Below are 19,708 nucleotides of genomic sequence, written 5' to 3'. Positions count from 1 at the left end.
CGGAGCCTATTTTTGCCAAAAATTCGACGAAGTCTGAACAAAAGTACCAAAATAATCCTCAATTACGTCCTCGGCGGGGCGCTCTTCACCTGGTTAACCTTTGCGATCATCAGGCAGATCCGGCACCAGGACAATCTGCCGGCGGCCTGGGCGCATATTCAGGAGATCGTGGCCGACAGGGGTTGGGTACTTTTGCTGATGGTGATCCTGATGATGCTGGTGAACTGGGGGATCGAGGCGCGGAAGTGGCAGATATTGGTCCGCCCGCTCGAAGAAGTGCCGTTCCGGCGGGCTTTCGGGGCTATCCTGACCGGCGTGTCGGTGTCGGTGAGCACTCCCAACCGCATCGGGGAATATGGTGGCCGGATGCTGTACCTCAGCAATGCGAGCAAGCTCAAATCCATCGCCGCCACCATAGTAGGCAGCTTTTCCCAGATCATCGCCACCCTGCTTTTCGGCCTGGCGGGCTCCATATTTTATATATACCGGTTCGATGTGGAAGGATTGCCCGCTGTTGCCCCGGGTTTTAGGGAAAAATTAACGCTTGCTTTACTCATAGGGGTTTGTGTCACCGTTTTATTCCTTTATTTTCGGTTACGATGGGTGGTTTCGCTGGTAGACCGGGTGAAGTGGCTGCGGAAGGTGAAGGTTTTCATCATGGTGATTGTCCGGTATTCTCCCTCGGAATTGAGGACCCTGCTGTATTTGAGTGCCATCCGGTATATCGTGTTTACGGCACAGTATTTGATTTTATTATATGCGTTGGGAGTTGCATTTGTGTGGTGGGAAGGGTTTTTCATGATCAGTGTGATCTACCTGGTTATGGCGGCGATCCCTACGGTAGCCATAGCGGAAATCGGCTTGCGGGGCAGTGTCAGCCTCCACTTCCTGGGCCTCCTGAGCGCCAATGCCGCCGGCATACTGGCCGCCACGGTGGCGATCTGGCTTATCAACCTGGTGCTGCCTGCCGCCATCGGTGCCGTGTTGCTCCTCGGCGTGAAGATTTTCAGAGATAAATAGCGAACGATCGATGAAGTATGTTTTACTGTTGCTATGCGGCCTGTTGTTTTACCCCGCCTCGCCCAAGGCGCAGGAAAACTTTTGCGGTGTCGTCAACACGGCGTTCAAAGCCAGCGAAACCCTCACGCTCAAAGTGTTCTATAATCTCGGCAGCGTATTCGTAGGCGCCGGGGAAGCCACTTTCACCACCACCCTCGAAAAATATAACGGCAAAGACGCCTATCATGTAGTGGGCGACGGGAAAACGTATCGCTCGTACGACTGGTTCTTCAAAGTCCGCGACCGCTACGAAAGCTATATAGACACCGCCACCCTGCTGCCCATGCGCTTCATCCGCAACATCAACGAAGGCGGCTACAAGAAATACAACAACGTCGTCTTCAACCGCGAAACCAATACCGCCACCAGCACGCTCGGCAATTTCAAGGTACCGGCCTGCATCCAGGACGTCATCTCCTCCATCTATTACGCCCGCAACATCGATTTCAACAAATACAAACCCGGCGATAAAATCCCCTTTTCCATGTTCCTCGACGATGAAGTGTTCGACATCTACATCCGGTACATGGGCAAAGAACAGGTGGAAACCCGCTACGGCACCTTCCGCGCCATCAAGTTCAAGCCCCTCCTCATCAAAGGCACCATCTTCGAAGGCGGCGAAAAAATGACCGTGTGGGTAAGCGACGACGGCAACAAAATCCCCCTCCGCGTGGATTCTCCCATCTCCGTCGGCAGCATCAAGGTAGATATGATCAGCTTCTCCAACCTCCGCTGGGCCCTCACTTCACTCGTAAAGAAACGTTAAAGCCCGAACCGGAATGATCTTTATCTGTTATATTTGTTGCTGACTCAATCTATTTTAAATATGGAAGAACGCAAACCCAAGATCCTGCTCGCCGAAGATGACACCAACCTCGGAATGGTACTGAAGAACTACCTGGAACTCAACGATTACGACGTGGAGCTTTGCAGGGACGGCATCCTCGCGCTGGCAGCCTTCCGCCGGGACAAGTTCGACATTTGCCTGCTCGATATCATGATGCCCAATATGGACGGGTTCAAACTGGCGGAAGAGATCCGGGACGTTGACCCCGATATTCCCCTGTTCTTCCTCTCCGCCAAAACCATGAAGGAAGACATCATCCAGGGTTATAAACTGGGTGCCGACGATTATATTTCCAAACCCTTCGATTCCGAACTGCTCCTTCTCAAAATCAAAGCCATCCTGAAACGCAACCAGGAACTGAACAATAAGGAAGAAGAGCAGTTCGAGTTCAGGATCGGTCAATACCAGTTCAATTCCCGCCTGCGCACGCTCGTCAAAGGCAGCGACTCCCATACGCTGTCGCCCAAGGAAAACGAGCTGCTGCATATGCTTTGCGAGCACAAGAACGACCTCCTTCCCCGCGAAGTGGCACTGAAGAAAATCTGGGGCAGCGATACGTATTTCAACGGCCGCAGCATGGACGTGTATATCGCCAAACTACGGAAATACCTGAAAGACGATTCCAATATCGAGATCGTGAATATCCATGGCAACGGTTTCCGCCTCGTGGTGAAAGACTGACGCCATTAAATATGATGTGGAAAGGCCGGTTGAACGTTCAACCGGCCTTTTTTATTCGTTTGATAATGAATTGATTAGAAGAGAAGTTGCGATCCCCGGCTATTGGGGTTCCGCCCGAGGTGATGGTAGGCTTTTTCCGTCACTTCGCGGCCGCGGGGCGTGCGTTTGATGAATCCTTCCTGGATGAGGAAAGGCTCGTAGACTTCCTCGAGGGTCCCGGCTTCTTCGCCCACCGCTGTTGCGATGGTGGTGATGCCCACGGGGCCGCCCTTGAAGTTATCGATGATGGTGGAAAGGATGCGGTTGTCCATTTCATCGAGGCCGTATTCGTCTACGCTGAGGGCTTTGAGGCTGAACTGTGCGATGCCGAGGTCGATAACGCCGTTGCCCATCACCTGTGCGAAATCGCGTACCCGGCGCAGGAGCCCGTTGGCGATACGCGGGGTACCGCGGCTGCGGCGGGCGATTTCAGACGCGGCATCTGAAGTGATCTTGGTGCCGAGGAGGCCGGCCGCGCGCCAGAGGATGCGTTGCAGCGTTTCCGAATTATAATATTCCAGGCGGCTTTTGATACCGAAACGGCTGAGCAGCGGGGCGGTGAGCAGGCCGGAGCGCGTGGTGGCGCCTACCAGCGTGAAAGGGTGCAGGTTGATCTGGACCGTCCGCGCATTGGGGCCCGAATCGATCATAATGTCTATCCGGTAATCTTCCATCGCGGAATAGAGATATTCTTCCACAACGGTGCTGAGGCGGTGAATTTCGTCTACGAACAATACATCGCGCTCCTCGAGGTTGGTGAGGAGGCCGGCAAGGTCGCCGGGTTTTTCGATGACGGGGCCGGATGTTTCGCGGATATTCACACCGAGCTCATTGGCCACGATGCGCGACAGTGTTGTTTTCCCGAGGCCGGGAGGGCCGTGGAAAAGAATGTGGTCGAGCGCTTCGTCGCGCATCTTCGCCGCTTTGATGAATACCTTGAGGTTATCGATGATCTGGTCTTGCCCGGAAAAATCCATGATCTCCCGCGGCCGGATGCTGTTCTCGAATTCCTTCTCGGCGGCGCTCATCCTGCTGTCATCTGGTCTTAGGTTCGGATTGGACATGTAAGTTTGTTGCCTTTCAGCGTCAAAAGTAATGAGAAATTGGCGAGGATATGAATATCGTTTATTTTTAGGCAAATCTTGCATCGACCTATGACCAGAAAATTAATAGCCGCCGCCGTGCTGTTCGCCGTTAGCCTGGGCGCCTTTGCGCAGCAGACCGACGTGAACGAGGTTCGCCGGATCATTTCCACACTTGCCGCCGACGACATGATGGGGCGCGGGACTTTTACGCCGGGGATCGAAAAAGCGTCCGTTTTCATTGAAGCGGAATTCGAAAAAGCGGGGCTGGAGAAATTGCCGGGTGCCAGGAGTTACCGGCAGCCATTCGCCATGAAAGGGAGAACGATCTATCCTGCAGATTCGCTGGACCTGGTGCCCGGTGCCAAGGCGCTTCATAATGTGGTTGGCCTCATCCGCGGAGCGAGCAAACCGGACGAGTACGTGATCTTTTCCGGTCACTACGACCATATCGGCATCCTGAAATCCGAAACGCAGGACACGATCGCCAATGGGGCAGACGATGATGCTTCCGGCATTACGGCGGTGATCCTGCTGGCCCGCCATTTCAGGCAGCATCCGCCCGAGCGAACGGTGATTTTCGCTTGCTTCACGGCAGAGGAGATCGGCGGCTTCGGCTCGCGCTATTTCTCCCGCGAAGTGCATCCAGACAGTGTGGTGGCCATGTTCAACATCGAAATGATCGGCAAGGAATCCAAATTCGGCCGAAACAGCGCGTTCATCACGGGTTTCGAGCGTTCGGACTTCGGTCAGATCCTCCAGCGCAACCTCGAAGGATCGGCTTTCAAATTCCATCCCGATCCCTATCCCGAACAACAGCTTTTCTATCGGTCGGACAATGCCATGCTCGCGAAGCTCGGCGTGCCGGCGCATACGATTTCCACGACGCAGATCGACAAAGACAAGCTCTATCATAGCGTAGACGACGAAGTCGAATCCCTCGACCTGCAGAACATCGCCGACATCATCGATGCGATCGCGGTGAGCTCGGGCACCATCGTGAGCGGGAAGGATACGCCTACCCGCGTGGCGAAGGAAGAGTGAACTTCATGTCATATAAAAGTGCAAGGGCGGACCGAAAGGCCCGCCCTTGTTGTATTTGGAAAAAGATGGATCAGAGTTGGAGCTTCGCGATCACGCTGAAGTGGTCGGAAGCGAAGAGGCCTTTCCAGGTTTGCGAGATGGTGGCGTGCTGGAGTACTTTCCAGGGGCCTTTGAGGAAGATGTAATCGATGGGTTCGTCGCCGGTTTCCTGTGAGCGGAAGCCGTTGAAAGTGCCAGTGGGCCCGTAGTGCGGTGTTTGGCTGAGGGCTTGGGCGTCTTTGAGGTGCTTCGGGTTGGCGGCGTCCACGATCACGCGGATGGGCTCGTCGTCGGGCGTAGCGTTGAAATCGCCGGTGACAACGGCGGGCAGTTTGCCGGAGATGGCGGCTACCTTGTCCAGCAGCAGTTTGGCGCTTTCGCGGCGGGCGATTTTGCCCATATGGTCGAAGTGGGTGTTGAAGTGGAAGAAGATTTTGCCGGTGACGATGTCGCGGAATTTTCCGTAGGAAACGATGCGTTCGATGGCGGCGTCCCAGCCTTTGGCGCCGATGGTTTCGGGTGTTTCGGAGAGCCAGAAGGTGTGTGATTCGAGGAGTTTAAGGCGGGTGGTATCGTAGAAGATGGCGGAGAATTCGCCTTTTTTATCGCCGTCGGTTCGGCCGACGCCGAGGTATTTGTATTGCGGAAGGGATTGCTGAAGGTCTTGCATTTGTTCCCAGAGGGCTTCCTGGACGCCGAGGAGTTGCGGGTGGTGGAAGAGGACTTGCGACGCGAGGCGGTCTTTCCGGTGGGGCCAGGCGTTGATGCTGTCTTTGGGTGTGTTCATGCGGATGTTGAACGTCATGACCTGGATGTTACGGTCTTGTGCGCCGGCCTGGAAGCCGGTGAAAGCGGAGAGGAGAAGCAATAAAATCCTTTTCATGCAGTCAAAATACATTACAATCTTCGATTTTCGGAGATATTCTACGTTAACCCTGAGATATTCTCGCCCTTTTTTCATTGCCCGGGTCCCGCCTCCCGCTAGTTTTGCATCAGGATGTATCACCGTCCGTGATCATCCGGCAACATCACTATGAAAACGATACGCATAGTACATGAGGGGCGGGGGGATCGCCGGGTCCGGGCTGCGGGTGTGTTGTTTCAGGATGCGGGAGGTTGTTGGCATGCGCATGTACCGGCATTGGGATTGACGGGTTATGGGTGGTCGCGGCGGGCAGCATATGGTTCGTTGGAGGTGATGGTGCGGGTGTATTTGCGGGCGGTGTGCGGGATGGGAGGAGTGCTGGAGGATATGGGGGAAGGGGGCTGGCGAGTGGAAGGGGGAGAATGGTACGCGCCGTTGATGGGGTATGGTCAATTGCGGGAAGTGCTGGGATGTATGCGAAGGGGGGCGGTGATGCGGCCGTTCGGGTTATTGCTGGAAGAGGGCTCGCCGGTGCGGGGTTCGTAATCAATCAATAAGGGATATGCAAACGCTGGAAAGCAATGAGGACGTGTCTTTGGATACGTTCCGGGATTTCCTGTGCCTGAACGGTTATCATTTCCGCTTGTTGGATGGCGGTCATGAGCAGTGGGAAGGTGTACGGCGGCGGCCGGTCGTGTTGTCGCGCATGGTGTGCCCGGTGCCGCCATTTGTCATCCGGCAGGTGTTGCGCGATACAGGTATCCCGATGGATGCCCTGAAGGCTTATTTGGCGGGGGCAGACGTGAAACCATTGTCCGCCGGGTAACCGGCGGCAGCGGTGGACATAAGCAGCATAAAAAAGGACCGGCATTCCTGCCGGTCCCCTGGTATGTTATCGCTGGAATCAGCGAACGCTTTTCAGTAGTTCCTGTACGGCGCGTTCCAGTTGCGGATCTTTGTCTGCCAGCCTGTCGGTGAAGGTGGTTTTAACATAAATGTCCGGGGCCACGCCTTCTTTCTCCAGGTTCTTGCCGTCGAGGGTGTAGCAGCCCCAGGAAGGAAGCCGGTAGAAGGAACCGTCTACGAGTCCTTTGCCGGAGGTGAAAATGATCCAGCGGTAAGATTCGGTGCCGATGATTTTTCCGAGTCCGAGCGCCTTGAAGCCTGCGGCCGTCATTTCGGCATCGCTGAGCGATTGCTCGTTGATCAGTAATACGATGGGTTTGCCTGCCGGTGCGAAGTTCGGTTGCGGCGAGGGTTTGCCTTCACGGTATTGCCATTGGAGATACGGGCGTTGGGAGAGGAACTTGAGGACTTCATCATGTACGTTGCCACCGGTATTGTAGCGGAGGTCGAGGATGAGCGCGTCTTTACCGGATAATTTCGCGGTCATGTCGATGAGAAATTTGTCGAGCTCCCCGCCGCCCATGTTCTTCATGTACGTGTATGCGATGCGGTTATTGCTGAGTTGGTCGACTTTCTGCTCGTTGCCGTAAATCCATTCGTCATACAGCTGCTGGTCGAGCGCGCCGGAGCTTTGCGGGTGGAGCCGGACTTCGAAGGGTTTGCCGCTGCGTTCGAACGTGAGCGTGATTTCGCGCTCCATGGAGGGCCGGGTGAAGTATTGGTCGCGGCATTGTTTGGGGTCTACGGCTTTGCCGTTGACCTGGGTGAGCACGTCTCCGGGCCGGATGTCGATGCCTGTTCTGTCGGCATGGCTGTTGGCCACGATGCGCTGCACGGTGTAGGGTTGCCGGGGATCGAAGAGGACGCCGGTTTCCATGGTCTGGTAGCTGAGGGCGATGCGCTCGTCGTCGCCAAAGGTATTGAAGCCCAGGTGCGAAGAGTTCAGTTCTCCGAGCAGGTCGTTCAGCAGCACGCGGAGATCTGCGCGGTTGTTCACGTACGGCAGGTAGCGGCTGTATTCGTCGCGCAGTTTGGGCCAGTTGGTACCGTGGAAATCGGCATTGTAGAAGTTTTCTTCCACATTCGCCCACATTTCGTAGTAGATCTGCTGGAATTCTTGCTGCAGGTTGCGGTAGAAGGTTTGCCCGATGCTGATGGGCTCGATCTTGTTGGCGTCTGCATTGAGTTTGCAGATATTTCCGCCGGCGAGTGCGAAGAGTTTGCCGTCTACTTCCACGATGTTGCCGTCGAACCGTTCGCTGCCGTTGATGCGTTCTGTCTTGGTTTCTTCGAAGGGTTCGCTCACCATTTTGTAAAGCGCACCGCGGCCTTCGTGGTTGGAACCGAAGAAGAGGGTGGTTTTGTCGCCTTTTACGGACATATGATAGGGGCCATATTGGGAACCGAAGCCGGGAGACACCTGTTCTACGCGCTGCATGAGCCTGTCCGTATTGATGGTGATGCGCTTGGTGGCGTCTGCGCTGTCGGATTTTTTGCCGGATTTTGCCGTTTTGTCGTCTTTCCCGTCCTTCCCGGATTTATCGGATTTGTCGTCGTTCTTTTTATCGTCTTCCTTCTTTTTGAAGAGCTCGTCGAATTTGGAGGAGCGATAGGGATCGTCGTATTTGTCGAGCGCGAGCCGGTAAATCTTCGGGTTGGTCATGCCGAAGGGATACGCGGGCCGGGTGCGGGAGGAGGCGAAGTAAATGTACTTTCCGTCGGGCGACCAGAGTGGATCGGTTTCAGACACACCGGTGTTGGTGAGGTTGGTCGTCGTATTTTTTTTGAGGTGATGTACGAAGATGTCTTTTTCGAAATTGCGATGTGCGTTGAATACCACGTATTCGCCATTGGGCGAAAAGCGGGGATCGGGGCTTTGGAACGCCCAGATTTCCTCTTTCGCGATGGTGCGGGATTGCAGTGTTTTGAGATCGATGATCCGTACTTCGTCGCGGCCGCTGAAGTAGACGGCCTGTGAGCGGTCGTGGTTCAGGTTGAGGCTGCGGTTGTTGCGTTTGTCGCTCGTGTGCTGTTTGATGGTTCCACTGCCATCTGCGGCAACGGTGTAGAGGTTGAGGTAGCCGTTGAGCGTTTGGTTGAACAGCAGGGTTTTGTTATCGGGGAGCCACAGCACTTCGGTCGCTCTTTCGCCGTTGCGCGGTATCTGGCGGACGAACTTCCCTTCGATATCAGATACGAAGATTTCGCCGCGCGAAATGAAGGCGAGTTTCTTGCCGTCGGGCGATACATCGAAGTTGGAGATGCGGTCGCGCACGTCGAAAGCCTGTTCTTTTGAAAGAACGGGGTTCCGGAAGAGCTGGAGCGCGAGCTTTTCGGATTTCCGGGAAGCCACGTCATACACCCAAACCTGGTAGTCTTTTTCAAACACGACCTTGCTGCCGTCTGCACTGACGTTGGGCCGTTTGATGGAGGTGGGGAATTTGGTCAGGGCTTTTTTCTGTCCGTTGGCGAAGGTGTAGAGATTGTATTCCCCGTTAGCTTCGTCTGAAACGAAGAATATGTTGCCTTTGCGGTCGATGGTGGTCCAAAAATCCTTGCCGCGGTAATCGGTGTATTGTTTGTATTGTTTGGTGGCGGGGTTGTAGGATTGGATGTCCGGGTTGAAATCGCCTTTATATCGTTTGCGGTTGGCGGCCCAGCTGGATTCCCAGGTGTCGTTGAAGAACAGCTCGCCGGAGGCGGGATGTTCCGACAGGTTGTGTACCTGGTTGAAGTAGTGGGGGAATACGCGAACGGGTGTGCCGCCGTTGATGCTTTGTTTGAAAGCGGTGGCGGCCCCTTCGCGGTTGGAGGTGAAATAGATGGATTTGGAATCCCAGCTCCAGGAGTCCATGAGGTCGGGAGTGTCATGAAAGGTGAGCTGTTTGATGTCTCCGCCGTTGATGGGCATAATAAACACGTCTTGCCGCCCGAACTGGGTGCCGGTGAAAGCGATCCATTTCCCGTCGGGGGAAACCCTCGGGAGCGTTTCGTTGCCTTGCATGGCGGTGAGGCGGGTGGCGTGAGGATTACGGAGGTCCGCTTTCCAGAGGTCGCCTTCGAAACTGAATATAACCGTTTGTCCGTCCGGGGTAAGGGTGGGAGAGGTGGTGAAATAAGTGTCCGACTGTTGGGCCGCGGCCGGCAGGGATAATGCTGCCGCCAGGATACCCATGTAGATTGGTCTCATAATAACAGGGGAATTTAAGGATAGAAAGATAGTGAGGATTCCCTGTACCCGGAAACCATTTATCACAGCAGGAGGCGGTTTCAGAACATTTTTCGGGGGATTTCGGGGGAAGGGGGCGCATTAGGGGGGCTGGCGCTACCGGTTTTTCGGTAGTTGTAAACATGCAGGACGCTCCCAAACAAAAAAGCCGGCCCTCAACAGGCCGGCTCTTCCGTATCGAACAATGGTTTTTTACACCACCACGTTGATCATTTTACCTTTAACAAAGATGATCTTCTTCGGTGTTTTCCCTTCCAGCCACTTCTGCACCACTTCATTCCCCAGCGCGATCTGCTCGGCTTCCGCCTGCTCCACGTCCAAAGAAATGTTGATGGTCGTACGAAGTTTGCCGTTTACGGAAACGGGATATTCCTTCGTGGATTCCGCCACGTACTTCGCTTCGAACACCGGGAACGCCGCGTCCAAAATGGAACCGCTGTTGCCGATAGCTTCCCACAGCTCTTCGCTCATATGCGGCGCATACGGGGTGAGCAGCACCAGCAGCTGCTCCAGCACGGCTTTCTTGTGGCACTTCTGGTCGGTCAGTTCGTTGGCGCATACCATGAACGCGCTCACCGCAGTGTTGAACGAAAGGCGCTCGCTGTCTTCGTCGATCTTGCGGATCGTCTTGTGCAGCGATTTCATCTCTTCCGCGGTAGGCGCTTCGTCTTTCACCACCAGGCCCTTGTTTTCATCGTAAAACAGGCGCCATACTTTCTTCAGGAAGCGGTGAACGCCTTCAATGCCCTTGGTCTCCCAGGGTTTGCTCTGCTCGATCGGCCCGAGGAACATTTCGTACATCCGGAACGTATCGGCACCGAATTTCTCCACCACCATATCGGGGTTCACGGTATTGAACAACCGCTTGCTCATTTTCTCGAGCTGCGTTCCACAGATATATTTGCCGTTCTCAAGAATGAACTGCGCATTGGCATAATCGGTACGCCAATTTTTGAACGCTTCGGTATCCAGTTCCACACCATCCACGATGTTCACATCCACATGAAGCTCGTCGGTCTCGTACTGGTCGCGCAGGCCGGCAGACACGAACTGGTTCGTTCCCCGCACGCGGTACACCAGGCGCGAGCTGCCGCCGATCATCCCCTGGTTCACCAGTTTCTTGTAAGGTTCGTCGTGCCCGATGAGCCCGAGGTCGAACAGGACTTTCGTCCACAAACGGCTGTACAGCAAATGGCCTACCGCATGTTCGGTGCCGCCGATGTACAGATCCACCTGGCCCCAATAGTCAGACACCTTCCTGTCGCAGAAAGTTTCCGCGTTGTTCGGGTCCATATACCGGAGGAAATACCAGCTGGATCCGGCGTAACCGGGCATGGTATTGGTTTCGCGCTTCAGTGACGTGCCCGGATCGGAAGGCAGGTTCACCCATTCGGTCACGTTCGCGAGCGGCCCTTCACCCTCTTCGCCCGGCCGGTAATTCTCCACATGCGGCAGTTCCAGCGGCAATTCGGAAACATCCAGTGCTTCGGGAATGCCATTGCGGAACACGATGGGGAAAGGTTCGCCCCAGTAACGCTGGCGGCTGAATCCTGCGTCGCGCATTTTGTAATTGATCTGGCGTTTGCCGATGCCCAGCTGCTCGATCTTTTCGGTCACGATGTCCATCGCTTCGCGCATGGGCTTGCCGTTGAGGAAGCCGCTGTTCTGGAGGATGGCGTCTTTAGTGGCGTTGGCTTCTTCGCCGTTGAAGGCGTCGCCGATGATATTGGTGATCGGGATGTTGAAATGACGGGCGAAGCCGAAGTCGCGCGCGTCTCCGCAGGGCACCGCCATAATGGCGCCGGTGCCGTATCCCGCAAGCACGTATTCGGAAATCCAGATGGGAATTTGACGGCCGTCGAAAGGATTCACGGCATAGGCGCCGGTGAAGCATCCGGTGATCTGTTTCACTTCGGCCATGCGCTCGCGTTCGGACCGGCTTTGCACATATTCGCGATAGTCGCTCACCGCCTGGCTTTGCGCATCGGTCGTAATGGTGTCAACCAGTTCGTGCTCGGGGGCAACCACCATGAAGTCTACGCCGAAAATGGTGTCTGGGCGGGTGGTGTATACCACGATGTTCTCGAGGCTGCCGGCCACGTTGAATTTGATCTCGGCGCCCTGGCTTTTCCCGATCCAGTTGCGCTGCATGTCTTTCATGGCATCGCTGAACTGGACGGTTTCGAGCCCCTCGAGGAGGCGGTCTGCATATTCGGTGATGCGCAGGAACCACTGGCGCATTTTCTTCTTGATGACGGGATGGCCGCCGCGTTCGCTCACGCCGTTGATCACTTCGTCGTTGGCGAGCACGGTCCCCAGAGCGGGGCACCAGTTCACTTCGGCGTAGGCGAGATAGGCGAGGCGGTACTCCATGAGGGCCTGCTGCTGCTCTTCGTAGGTCCAGTTGTTCCAGGTGTCGGCGCTGAAGCGGAGGCTGCGGTCGCCGGGGCATTCCTGGTGGATATTGCCTTCCTGCTCGAAAATGCGGATGAGCGTTTCGATGTTTTCGGCTTTGGCGGCATGGCGGTTATACCAGCTGCCGTATAGCTGCAGGAAAATATGTTGTGTCCATTTATAATACGCCGGGTCGCTGGTGTTGATCTCGCGGTCCCAGTCGAAGCTGAACCCGATATTGTCGAGCTGCTGGCGGAAGGTGCGGATATTGGCTTCGGTGGTCACGGCGGGGTGTTGGCCGGTTTCGATGGCGTATTGCTCCGCAGGGAGGCCGAACGCGTCGTACCCCATGGGGTGCAGCACGTTAAACCCTTTCAGCCGTTTGTAACGGGCGTAGATGTCTGACGCGATGAAGCCCAGCGGGTGCCCAACGTGCAGCCCGGCCCCGGAAGGGTAGGGGAACATGTCCAGCACGTAACATTTGGGCTTGGTGCTGTTGTTGCTGACCTTGTAGGCGCCGGTTTTCACCCAATGGTCCTGCCATTTCCGCTCAAGTTGCCTGAAATTGTACTCCATAATCATCTAAAGCCCGGTATTGCCGGGCGCTTTGTTGTAAATTACTTATTCACAAAAGATTTTCCAACCGGGCATTTTACCATATAATAAATAATGTTAAAATACCGTTTGGGATGGCAAAAGTAAACATAAGTCCCAATTTTTATTATTTTCGCTCCTAAACTATAGACGAATGGCTCAATCCGGGAAAATGTCAGCAAAGAAATCGAAGCCGTCTTATATATATTCGATCATCGGGGTGACCCTGGTGCTCATCCTGCTGGGTGTGCTCGGTCTCTTTATGATCAATGCCAAGAACCTCAGCGAGTATTACAAGGAGAATATCGAGCTGCAGGTGATCCTGCGCGATAATGTGAAGGAAGACCAGGCCATCGCCCTGCGCGATTCCCTGGCGGTAATGCCGTTTGTGAAAAAGGCGGAATATGTATCGAAAGATATGGCGGCCGAGAAGTTCAAACGCGAGAATCCGGAAGAGAATTTCGCCGTGCTGGGCTTCAACCCCCTGTATGCGAGCGTCGATATCAGCCTGCACGCCCGTTATGTGCAGCCAGACAGCCTGAAGGCGATCGAGGAGCAGATCCAGAGCCGCGCCAACGTCCGCGAGCTGTATTATCAGAAGTCGCTCGTATCGGAAGTGCTGGAAATCGCCAAAAAAATCGGGATCGTACTGCTGGTGATCAGCGGGCTGATGTGCATCGTGGTACTGTTCCTCATCGATAATACCATCCGCCTCGCCATGTACAGCAACCGTTTCCTTATCAAAACGATGCAGATGGTAGGGGCTACCCGGTGGTTCATCGCCAAACCGTTCGACCGGCGGAGCATCATCAATGGCGGCCTCAGCGCGGTGCTGGCCATCGCCTGCCTGATCGGGCTGATTTCCTTCGCGGAATCCGCCCTGCCGGGCCTCCGCGGGATGCGCGACTACTGGCTGACGGGGCTTCTGTTCCTGGCGCTGGTCCTGCTCGGCATCGGTATTTCCCTTCTCAGCACCCATCGCTCCGTGATGAAATACCTCAAGCTGAAACTCGACGATTTATATTGATCCAAATTTAATCTACAGATATGTCCAAAGAAGCAAATAAGCCGTCCACCTCCAGGTCTCTCTTCGGGAAAGGCAATTACCAGCTTATGCTGGCAGGTGTAATCCTCATCGCTATCGGGTTCCTCCTGATGATGGGCGGCAGCTCCGACGATCCTGCGCGCTTCTCCCCTGAAGAAGTGTACAGCTTCCGCCGTATCACCCTGGCCCCCATCGTGATCCTCCTCGGCCTCGCCGTTGAAGCATGGGCCATCATGAGAAAGCCGAAAGCCTGATTATCAATACCGTAAACCCACATTGTAATCATAGCGATGACGCCCTCATCGCTTTTTCTTATTTTGAACCATGAGCACATTAGAAGCCGTAATCATAGCCATCATCGAAGGAATAACCGAATTCATCCCCATCTCGTCTACCGGCCACATGGTCATCGCCAGCAGCGTGATGGGCATTCACGAAGACCAGTTCACCAAATTATTCGAAGTCGCCATCCAGCTCGGCGCCATCCTCGCGGTGGTAGTACTGTACTGGAAAAAATTCTTCGATTTCGGCAAATGGCAGTTCTATGCGAAACTCATCTTCGGCGTTATGCCCGCCCTGATTTTGGGGTATCTGCTCGACGATTACATCGACACCTGGCTGGAAAGCCCCCTCATCGTGGGTTGTACCCTGCTGTTGGGAGGCTTCGTGCTGCTGGTGGTCGATAAATGGTTCCGGCACCCGACTATCAAGTCTGACGATGAGATGGACTATTTCCGTGCCATCCGCATCGGGCTTTTCCAGTGCATCGCCCTCATTCCCGGCGTGAGCCGCAGCGCAGCCACCATCATCGGCGGTATGCAGCAGAAACTGACCCGCCACGCCGCCGCGGAATTCTCCTTTTTCCTCGCCGTGCCCACCATGGCCGCAGCCACCGGGTACAAACTGCTGAAGAACCACGAAGTGCTCACCAGTTCCCCCGACAACATCCGCCTGCTGCTGATCGGCAATGTGGTGGCCTTTATTGTGGCCATGCTCGCCATCAAGTTCTTTATCGGGACGTTGCAGAAATTCGGGTTCAAAATGTGGGGATACTACCGGATCGTGGTAGGCATCATCATTATCGCGACAATTTTCCTGAACAAATAGGAAATCATATCCATGAAAAAAGGCTGACCGTATGATGCGGTCAGCCTTTTTTTATCCCTTTACGGCGAGGAGGAGCTCCAGGTCCGTGTATTTCAACTTGAATTTTTCGCTGAGGTGATAATTGGTGAGGGCGCCCTTGTACAGGTAAATCCCGTTCCTGACGCCGCGCTTGATCCAGACGAGGTTCTCGAACCCGCCATCGTCTGCCGCTTCGATCAGCAGCGGCATGAGCACGTTGCTGATGGCCTGGGACGCCGTGCCGGCGAAGCCCGACGGGATGTTGGGCACGCAATAATGGATCACGTCGTATTTCTTGAAAACCGGATTCTCGTGCGAGGTCACTTCCGAAGTTTCAAAACAGCCGCCGCGGTCGATGCTCACGTCCACGATCACCGACCCGGTTTTCATGTGAGACACCATCGATTCGGTGACTACGATGGGCGTGCGCCCGCTTTGGGAAGACAGGGCGCCCACGGCCACGTCGGCCGTCCGCAGCTGGTCGGCGAGCACCCGTGGCTGTATGACGGAGGTGAAAACGCGCACGCCGATGTTATTCTGGAGCCTTTTGAGCTTGTAAATGTTATTGTCGAACACTTTCACGGAGGAGCCGAGCGCCAGCGCCGTGCGCGCTGCGAATTCGCCCACGATCCCCGCGCCGATGATCACCACTTTCGTAGGTGGAATGCCGGTGATGCCGCCCAAAAGGATGCCTTTCCCGCGGCTGCTCGTACTGAGGTATTGCCCCGCGATCAGCATTACCGCCGACCCCGCGATCTCGCTCATGGCGCGAACGATGGGGTAGGTGCCGGAATCGTCTTTCAGGTTTTCGAATGATAACAGCGTGATCCGCTTGTCCATCATTTTCTGCAACTGCTCCGCTTTCAGGACAGACAGGTGGATGGGCGAAATAACGATCTGGTGCGGGTGCAGCAGCTCGATCTCTTCATCGTTCAGCGGAGCGGATTTCACGATAACGTCTGCCTTGAACACTTCTTTCTTGTCATACACGATCTCCGCGCCGGCTTCCGAATAGTCGGTATCGTAGAAATGCGAGCCGTCGCCCGCTTTATGTTCCACCACGATATGATGCCCGTTATTGGTGAGGATGCTGACTGCGTCGGGCGTAAGCGCGATGCGGTTTTCCTGGAAGGAGGTTTCCTTCGGTATCCCGATGTAAAGGCGGGAATTTTTCTGCGGGATGTCCAGCGTCTCCTCGAGGGGCGAATACGTGAAACCGGCACTCACAACAGGTTTTGGCCTATGCTCCATATTGATGACAGTTGTATGTTTGGGTGGCTACCAAAGTTACGTTTATTATTGCAGGGAAGGCCTGAATTCCCCCGGATGGGCGGAACCGGCCACCAGCTGGCGTTGCTGGCCCGGGGTGACGGACAGGAAGATATGAACGGTATCTGCCGGGAGGATGTCGCTCACCACATCCGGCCATTCCACGAAAGACACGGCGGAAGGGTGGTAGAGACAATCCTCCACGCCGGCTTCCACGGCTTCTTCCAGGTTTTTGAGGCGGTAGAGGTCGAGGTGGTAGATGATCCTGTCCTGCCCGTCGCCGTTTTTGAACCGGTATTCGTTGATGATGGAAAAAGTGGGGCTTGCGGTGGTGCCGTTTACGCCTTTGGCGGCGCAAAGCGCTTTGATGAAGGTGGTTTTACCCGCCCCCATATCGCCGTTGAACGCGAAAACGCGTGCTTTCGGGTAATTGGCCCAAAGTTGCCGGGCCGCATCCTGTAATTCATCCAGTGAGAAAATCAATTTCATACGTGTCTATCCCTTATCAAAGCCTAAATTTAGCAATTCCCGCGCATTTACGGCCGTTTTATGCCGTTTTCAGGGGTTTTGACGGCGGAACAGGCGGCGGAAAAGCACCGGTGTTGCAATAATTCCCGCCGTACGGCCAAATGCAGCATCGGCGCCCGGGATCGCCGGCCGCCCGGCCGAAAAAGCACCGCTGTTGCATTAAAAATCCATGGGTTTGCGGGGCTCCGGCGGTAATTTTGTTCCATATGGAAACGATCAGTTGCAAGGTAAAAGGCATGAACTGCTCCAGCTGCGCGCTCACCATCTCCAAATTCCTCGAAAATAAAGGCATGGAAGATGTGGCGATCAGCGTGGCCACGGAAGAGTTGCGCTTCAACCTCCCCGAAGGCGCCAGCGCCAACGAAATCATCAACGGCATCAACGGGCTCGGGTACGAAGTGGTACTCCCCGGCGCCGAGGCGCAACAGCGGCCTTTCCATACCTCCCTCACCTTCAAATTCATTTTCTGCGCCATATTCACCGCCCCGCTGCTCCTGCACATGTGGGTAAACTGGCACTGGCTGCATAACCCCTGGGTGCAACTGGCGCTTACGCTCCCGGTGTACCTCGCCGGTATGGCGCATTTCGGGAAAAGCGCGTTCCGCTCCCTGCGCAACGGCGTAGCGAATATGGACGTGCTGGTGACGCTGGGTGCCACGGCCGCCTTCGCTTACAGCCTTATCGGGGCGTTGCAGGGCCTGGGAGAGAATTACCTCTTTTTCGAAACCACCGCCGCCATCCTCACCCTCGTGTTCCTCGGCAACCTCCTCGAAGAACGTTCCGTCAAATCCACTACCACCGCCATCGCCGAACTGGCCAGGCTCCAGCATACCACCGCCCGCCGGCTGCATGTGCATGAAAACGGCGAGGAACATGTAGACGAAGTGGATAACGGCGCCCTGCGCACCGGCGACCGCGTGCTCGTCAACACGGGCGATAAAATCCCCATGGACGGCACCATTTACTGGGGCTCCGGCCACGTCAACGAATCCATGATCACAGGGGAAAGCGCGCCGGTCGGCAAGCAGGAAAAGGATAAAGTGATCGGGGGGACCATCCTGGAAGACGGTTCCATCAAGATATTTATCACGGCTACGGGGAAAGATACCGTGCTGTCTTACATCATCGACCTTGTGAAGCAGGCACAGGGCAACAAGCCGCCGATGCAGAAGCTGGCAGACAGGATCAGCGCCATTTTTGTGCCCCTGGTGCTGGGGATCGCGCTGCTGACGTTCCTGGGCTGGTATATTATCGGCGGAACGCCATTGCAGGTGGCCATGATGCGGGCGATCGCCGTGCTGGTCATCGCATGCCCCTGCGCCATGGGGCTCGCCACGCCGGCGGCTGTGATGGTGGGCCTGGGAAGGGCCGCGCGAAACGGCATTCTCATCAAAGGCGCCCATACGCTCGAACAGTTCCGCAACATCCGCCAGATCGTGTTCGATAAAACCGGCACCCTCACCACCGGGAAGCTCCGCATCGGCCAATGGCAAGCCACCGGCATCGATGAAGCTACTTTCCGTTCCCTCGTATTCAGCCTCGAAAAATATTCTTCCCACCCCATCGCCCGGTCGATCACCGCCGCGTGGAAAGGCACGCCGGAAACCACCCTCCGGCAGGTCCGCGAAATAAAAGGCCTTGGTATGCAAGCCAGCGATAAAGACGGGAACGAATGGAAACTGGGATCGTTCCTCCTCGCGAAAGACCTCACTACAGACGATTCCCATAATATCTATCTCCTGAAGAACGGCGCCCTGGCCGGCTGGCTCAACTTTACCGACGAGCTGCGCCCCGAAGCGAAAACCGTCATCGGCAGTCTTCATTCCGCCGGTATTAAAACCATCCTCCTCAGTGGCGACACTGCCCGCAAATGCCGCGAAATGGCGGAAGAACTGGGGATGGACGCGTGGTTCGCCGAGCAGTCGCCCAAACAGAAGCTCGAAAGAATAGACGCGCTCATGCAAGATGCCCCAACGGCCATGGTGGGCGACGGTATCAACGATGCGCCGGCGCTGGCGAAGGCGACCATTGGCGTATCGCTTTCCGATTCCACGCAGGTGGCCATGCAGAGCGCGAACGTGATCCTCCTCAACAACCACCTCGCTGCGCTGCCGCTCGCCATGGGGCTGGGCAAACATACCTATCTTACCATTAAGCAAAACCTTTTCTGGGCCTTTATTTACAACGTGGTGGCCATTCCTGTGGCGGCGCTCGGTTTCCTGAACCCGATCGTGGGCGCGCTGGTAATGGGCCTGTCGGACGTAGTGCTGGCCATCAATTCCGTGCGACTTCGTTTCAAGCGTGTAAGCCATTAAAATTTGTCGTTAATTCGTATATCGAAATCCGTTCGTGAATGATATACTGGTTAGACCTCATCGGCACCTTCGTGTTCGCCATATCCGGCGCGCTGGCGGCTTGGGACAAAAAGATGTACCACGACATATTCGGGGTGAGCTTCACTGCGTTCGTTACTTCCATCGGCGGCGGCACGATGCGCGACCTGATCCTGGGCACGCGGCCGGTGTGGGTGAATGATTCCCGGTATGTGATCGCCATCATTCTCGGTGTGATCGTGACCATTTTGTTCCGTGCGCGGTTCCTGAAATACCGGCGGTCCCTCTTTTTGTTCGACACGCTGGGGATCGGTTTTTATACCGTGATCGGCTTGCAGAAGGCATTGGCATTTGGGGTGCATCCCTGGGCGGCGGTGATTCTGGGGATGATTTCGGCCATTTTCGGCGGGGTGATCCGCGATATGATGGTGAACGAAATCCCGCTGATCTTCAGCCGCCAGATTTACGCAACCGCCTGCCTCGCCGGCGCCGCGCTGTACATCGGGCTGCGGCACTTCGGTGTGGATCAGGACTGGAACATGGTAGCCAGCATTATTCTTGTGATCGCGATCCGGTTGACGGCTTTGCGCAAAGGCTGGTCTTTGCCTTATTTGGAGAAGAAATAACAC

The 19,708-nt window shown here is 55.5% G+C and carries 17 protein-coding genes; 11 read left to right on the top strand and 6 right to left on the bottom strand.

Going from position 1 to position 19,708, the window contains the following annotated elements:
• The first annotated feature begins 12 nt into the window (after positions 1–12).
• From EJ361_RS04905 to EJ361_RS04895, 3 genes are read left to right on the top strand one after another with little or no spacing between them, the layout of a single operon-like run.
• Positions 13–1,020, top strand: a complete 1,008-nt coding sequence (locus tag EJ361_RS04905; protein ID WP_164714086.1) for a lysylphosphatidylglycerol synthase domain-containing protein — start codon at positions 13–15, stop codon at positions 1,018–1,020.
• A gap of 10 nt (positions 1,021–1,030) precedes the next feature.
• Complete coding sequence (locus EJ361_RS04900; protein ID WP_126244238.1) at positions 1,031–1,825, top strand: DUF3108 domain-containing protein; 795 nt, start codon at positions 1,031–1,033, stop codon at positions 1,823–1,825.
• Positions 1,826–1,885: 60 nt separating this feature from the next.
• Positions 1,886–2,587, top strand: coding sequence for a response regulator transcription factor (locus tag EJ361_RS04895; protein WP_126244237.1), 702 nt, complete (start codon positions 1,886–1,888; stop codon positions 2,585–2,587).
• Between the two features lie 74 nt (positions 2,588–2,661).
• Here EJ361_RS04895 and ruvB read toward each other — a convergent pair whose 3' ends face one another.
• Positions 2,662–3,690: a Holliday junction branch migration DNA helicase RuvB gene (gene ruvB / locus EJ361_RS04890; RefSeq protein WP_126244236.1), complete on the bottom strand. Its 1,029-nt coding sequence runs from the start codon at positions 3,688–3,690 to the stop codon at positions 2,662–2,664.
• Between the two features lie 90 nt (positions 3,691–3,780).
• Here ruvB and EJ361_RS04885 point away from each other — a divergent pair, with 90 nt between their 5' ends.
• On the top strand, positions 3,781–4,752 hold the full coding sequence (locus EJ361_RS04885) for a M20/M25/M40 family metallo-hydrolase (RefSeq protein WP_126244235.1): 972 nt from the start codon (positions 3,781–3,783) through the stop codon (positions 4,750–4,752).
• A gap of 70 nt (positions 4,753–4,822) precedes the next feature.
• Here EJ361_RS04885 and EJ361_RS04880 read toward each other — a convergent pair whose 3' ends face one another.
• Positions 4,823–5,674, bottom strand: a complete 852-nt coding sequence (locus EJ361_RS04880) for an endonuclease/exonuclease/phosphatase family protein (protein WP_126244234.1) — start codon at positions 5,672–5,674, stop codon at positions 4,823–4,825.
• 264 nt (positions 5,675–5,938) lie between these two features.
• Between EJ361_RS04880 and EJ361_RS04875 the strand changes: the two genes are divergently transcribed.
• Together EJ361_RS04875 and EJ361_RS04870 are read left to right on the top strand one after the other, a co-directional pair.
• The gene (locus EJ361_RS04875) at positions 5,939–6,202 is read left to right on the top strand and encodes a hypothetical protein (RefSeq protein ID WP_126244233.1); all 264 of its coding nucleotides are present in this window, start codon (positions 5,939–5,941) and stop codon (positions 6,200–6,202) included.
• Positions 6,203–6,218: 16 nt separating this feature from the next.
• Complete coding sequence (locus EJ361_RS04870; protein ID WP_126244232.1) at positions 6,219–6,482, top strand: hypothetical protein; 264 nt, start codon at positions 6,219–6,221, stop codon at positions 6,480–6,482.
• A gap of 78 nt (positions 6,483–6,560) precedes the next feature.
• Here EJ361_RS04870 and EJ361_RS04865 read toward each other — a convergent pair whose 3' ends face one another.
• Positions 6,561–9,752, bottom strand: coding sequence for a S41 family peptidase (locus tag EJ361_RS04865; protein WP_126244231.1), 3,192 nt, complete (start codon positions 9,750–9,752; stop codon positions 6,561–6,563).
• Positions 9,753–9,983: 231 nt separating this feature from the next.
• Positions 9,984–12,767, bottom strand: coding sequence for a leucine--tRNA ligase (leuS, locus tag EJ361_RS04860; RefSeq protein ID WP_449384902.1), 2,784 nt, complete (start codon positions 12,765–12,767; stop codon positions 9,984–9,986).
• Positions 12,768–12,951: 184 nt separating this feature from the next.
• Here leuS and EJ361_RS04855 point away from each other — a divergent pair, with 184 nt between their 5' ends.
• The 3 genes from EJ361_RS04855 (at position 12,952) to EJ361_RS04845 (ending at position 14,931) form a co-directional block, all read left to right on the top strand.
• Positions 12,952–13,806, top strand: a complete 855-nt coding sequence (locus EJ361_RS04855) for a cell division protein FtsX (RefSeq protein WP_126244230.1) — start codon at positions 12,952–12,954, stop codon at positions 13,804–13,806.
• A gap of 20 nt (positions 13,807–13,826) precedes the next feature.
• Entirely contained in the window at positions 13,827–14,078 is a 252-nt protein-coding gene (locus EJ361_RS04850) for a DUF3098 domain-containing protein (RefSeq protein WP_126244229.1), read from the top strand.
• Positions 14,079–14,148: 70 nt separating this feature from the next.
• Complete coding sequence (locus tag EJ361_RS04845) at positions 14,149–14,931, top strand: undecaprenyl-diphosphate phosphatase (RefSeq protein ID WP_126244228.1); 783 nt, start codon at positions 14,149–14,151, stop codon at positions 14,929–14,931.
• A 51-nt stretch (positions 14,932–14,982) separates the two neighbouring features.
• Here EJ361_RS04845 and EJ361_RS04840 read toward each other — a convergent pair whose 3' ends face one another.
• Entirely contained in the window at positions 14,983–16,200 is a 1,218-nt protein-coding gene (locus EJ361_RS04840) for an alanine dehydrogenase (protein ID WP_126244227.1), read from the bottom strand.
• Between the two features lie 45 nt (positions 16,201–16,245).
• On the bottom strand, positions 16,246–16,707 hold the full coding sequence (tsaE, locus tag EJ361_RS04835) for a tRNA (adenosine(37)-N6)-threonylcarbamoyltransferase complex ATPase subunit type 1 TsaE (protein WP_126244226.1): 462 nt from the start codon (positions 16,705–16,707) through the stop codon (positions 16,246–16,248).
• 245 nt (positions 16,708–16,952) lie between these two features.
• Between tsaE and EJ361_RS04830 the strand changes: the two genes are divergently transcribed.
• Positions 16,953–19,061 (top strand): heavy metal translocating P-type ATPase, encoded by a 2,109-nt coding sequence (locus EJ361_RS04830; RefSeq protein WP_126244225.1) that lies wholly within the window; start codon positions 16,953–16,955, stop codon positions 19,059–19,061.
• A gap of 38 nt (positions 19,062–19,099) precedes the next feature.
• Positions 19,100–19,705 carry a trimeric intracellular cation channel family protein gene (locus EJ361_RS04825; RefSeq protein ID WP_126244224.1) on the top strand — a complete coding sequence of 202 codons (606 nt, stop codon included), beginning with the start codon at positions 19,100–19,102 and terminating at the stop codon, positions 19,703–19,705.
• Positions 19,706–19,708 lie beyond the last annotated feature (3 nt).

The sequence above is a fragment of the Chitinophaga rhizosphaerae genome, from assembly GCF_003958645.1.
GTDB lineage: Bacteria > Bacteroidota > Bacteroidia > Chitinophagales > Chitinophagaceae > Chitinophaga > Chitinophaga rhizosphaerae.
Note: the sequence above shows the minus strand (reverse complement) of the source record. Positions and strands in the feature narration are given on the sequence as shown.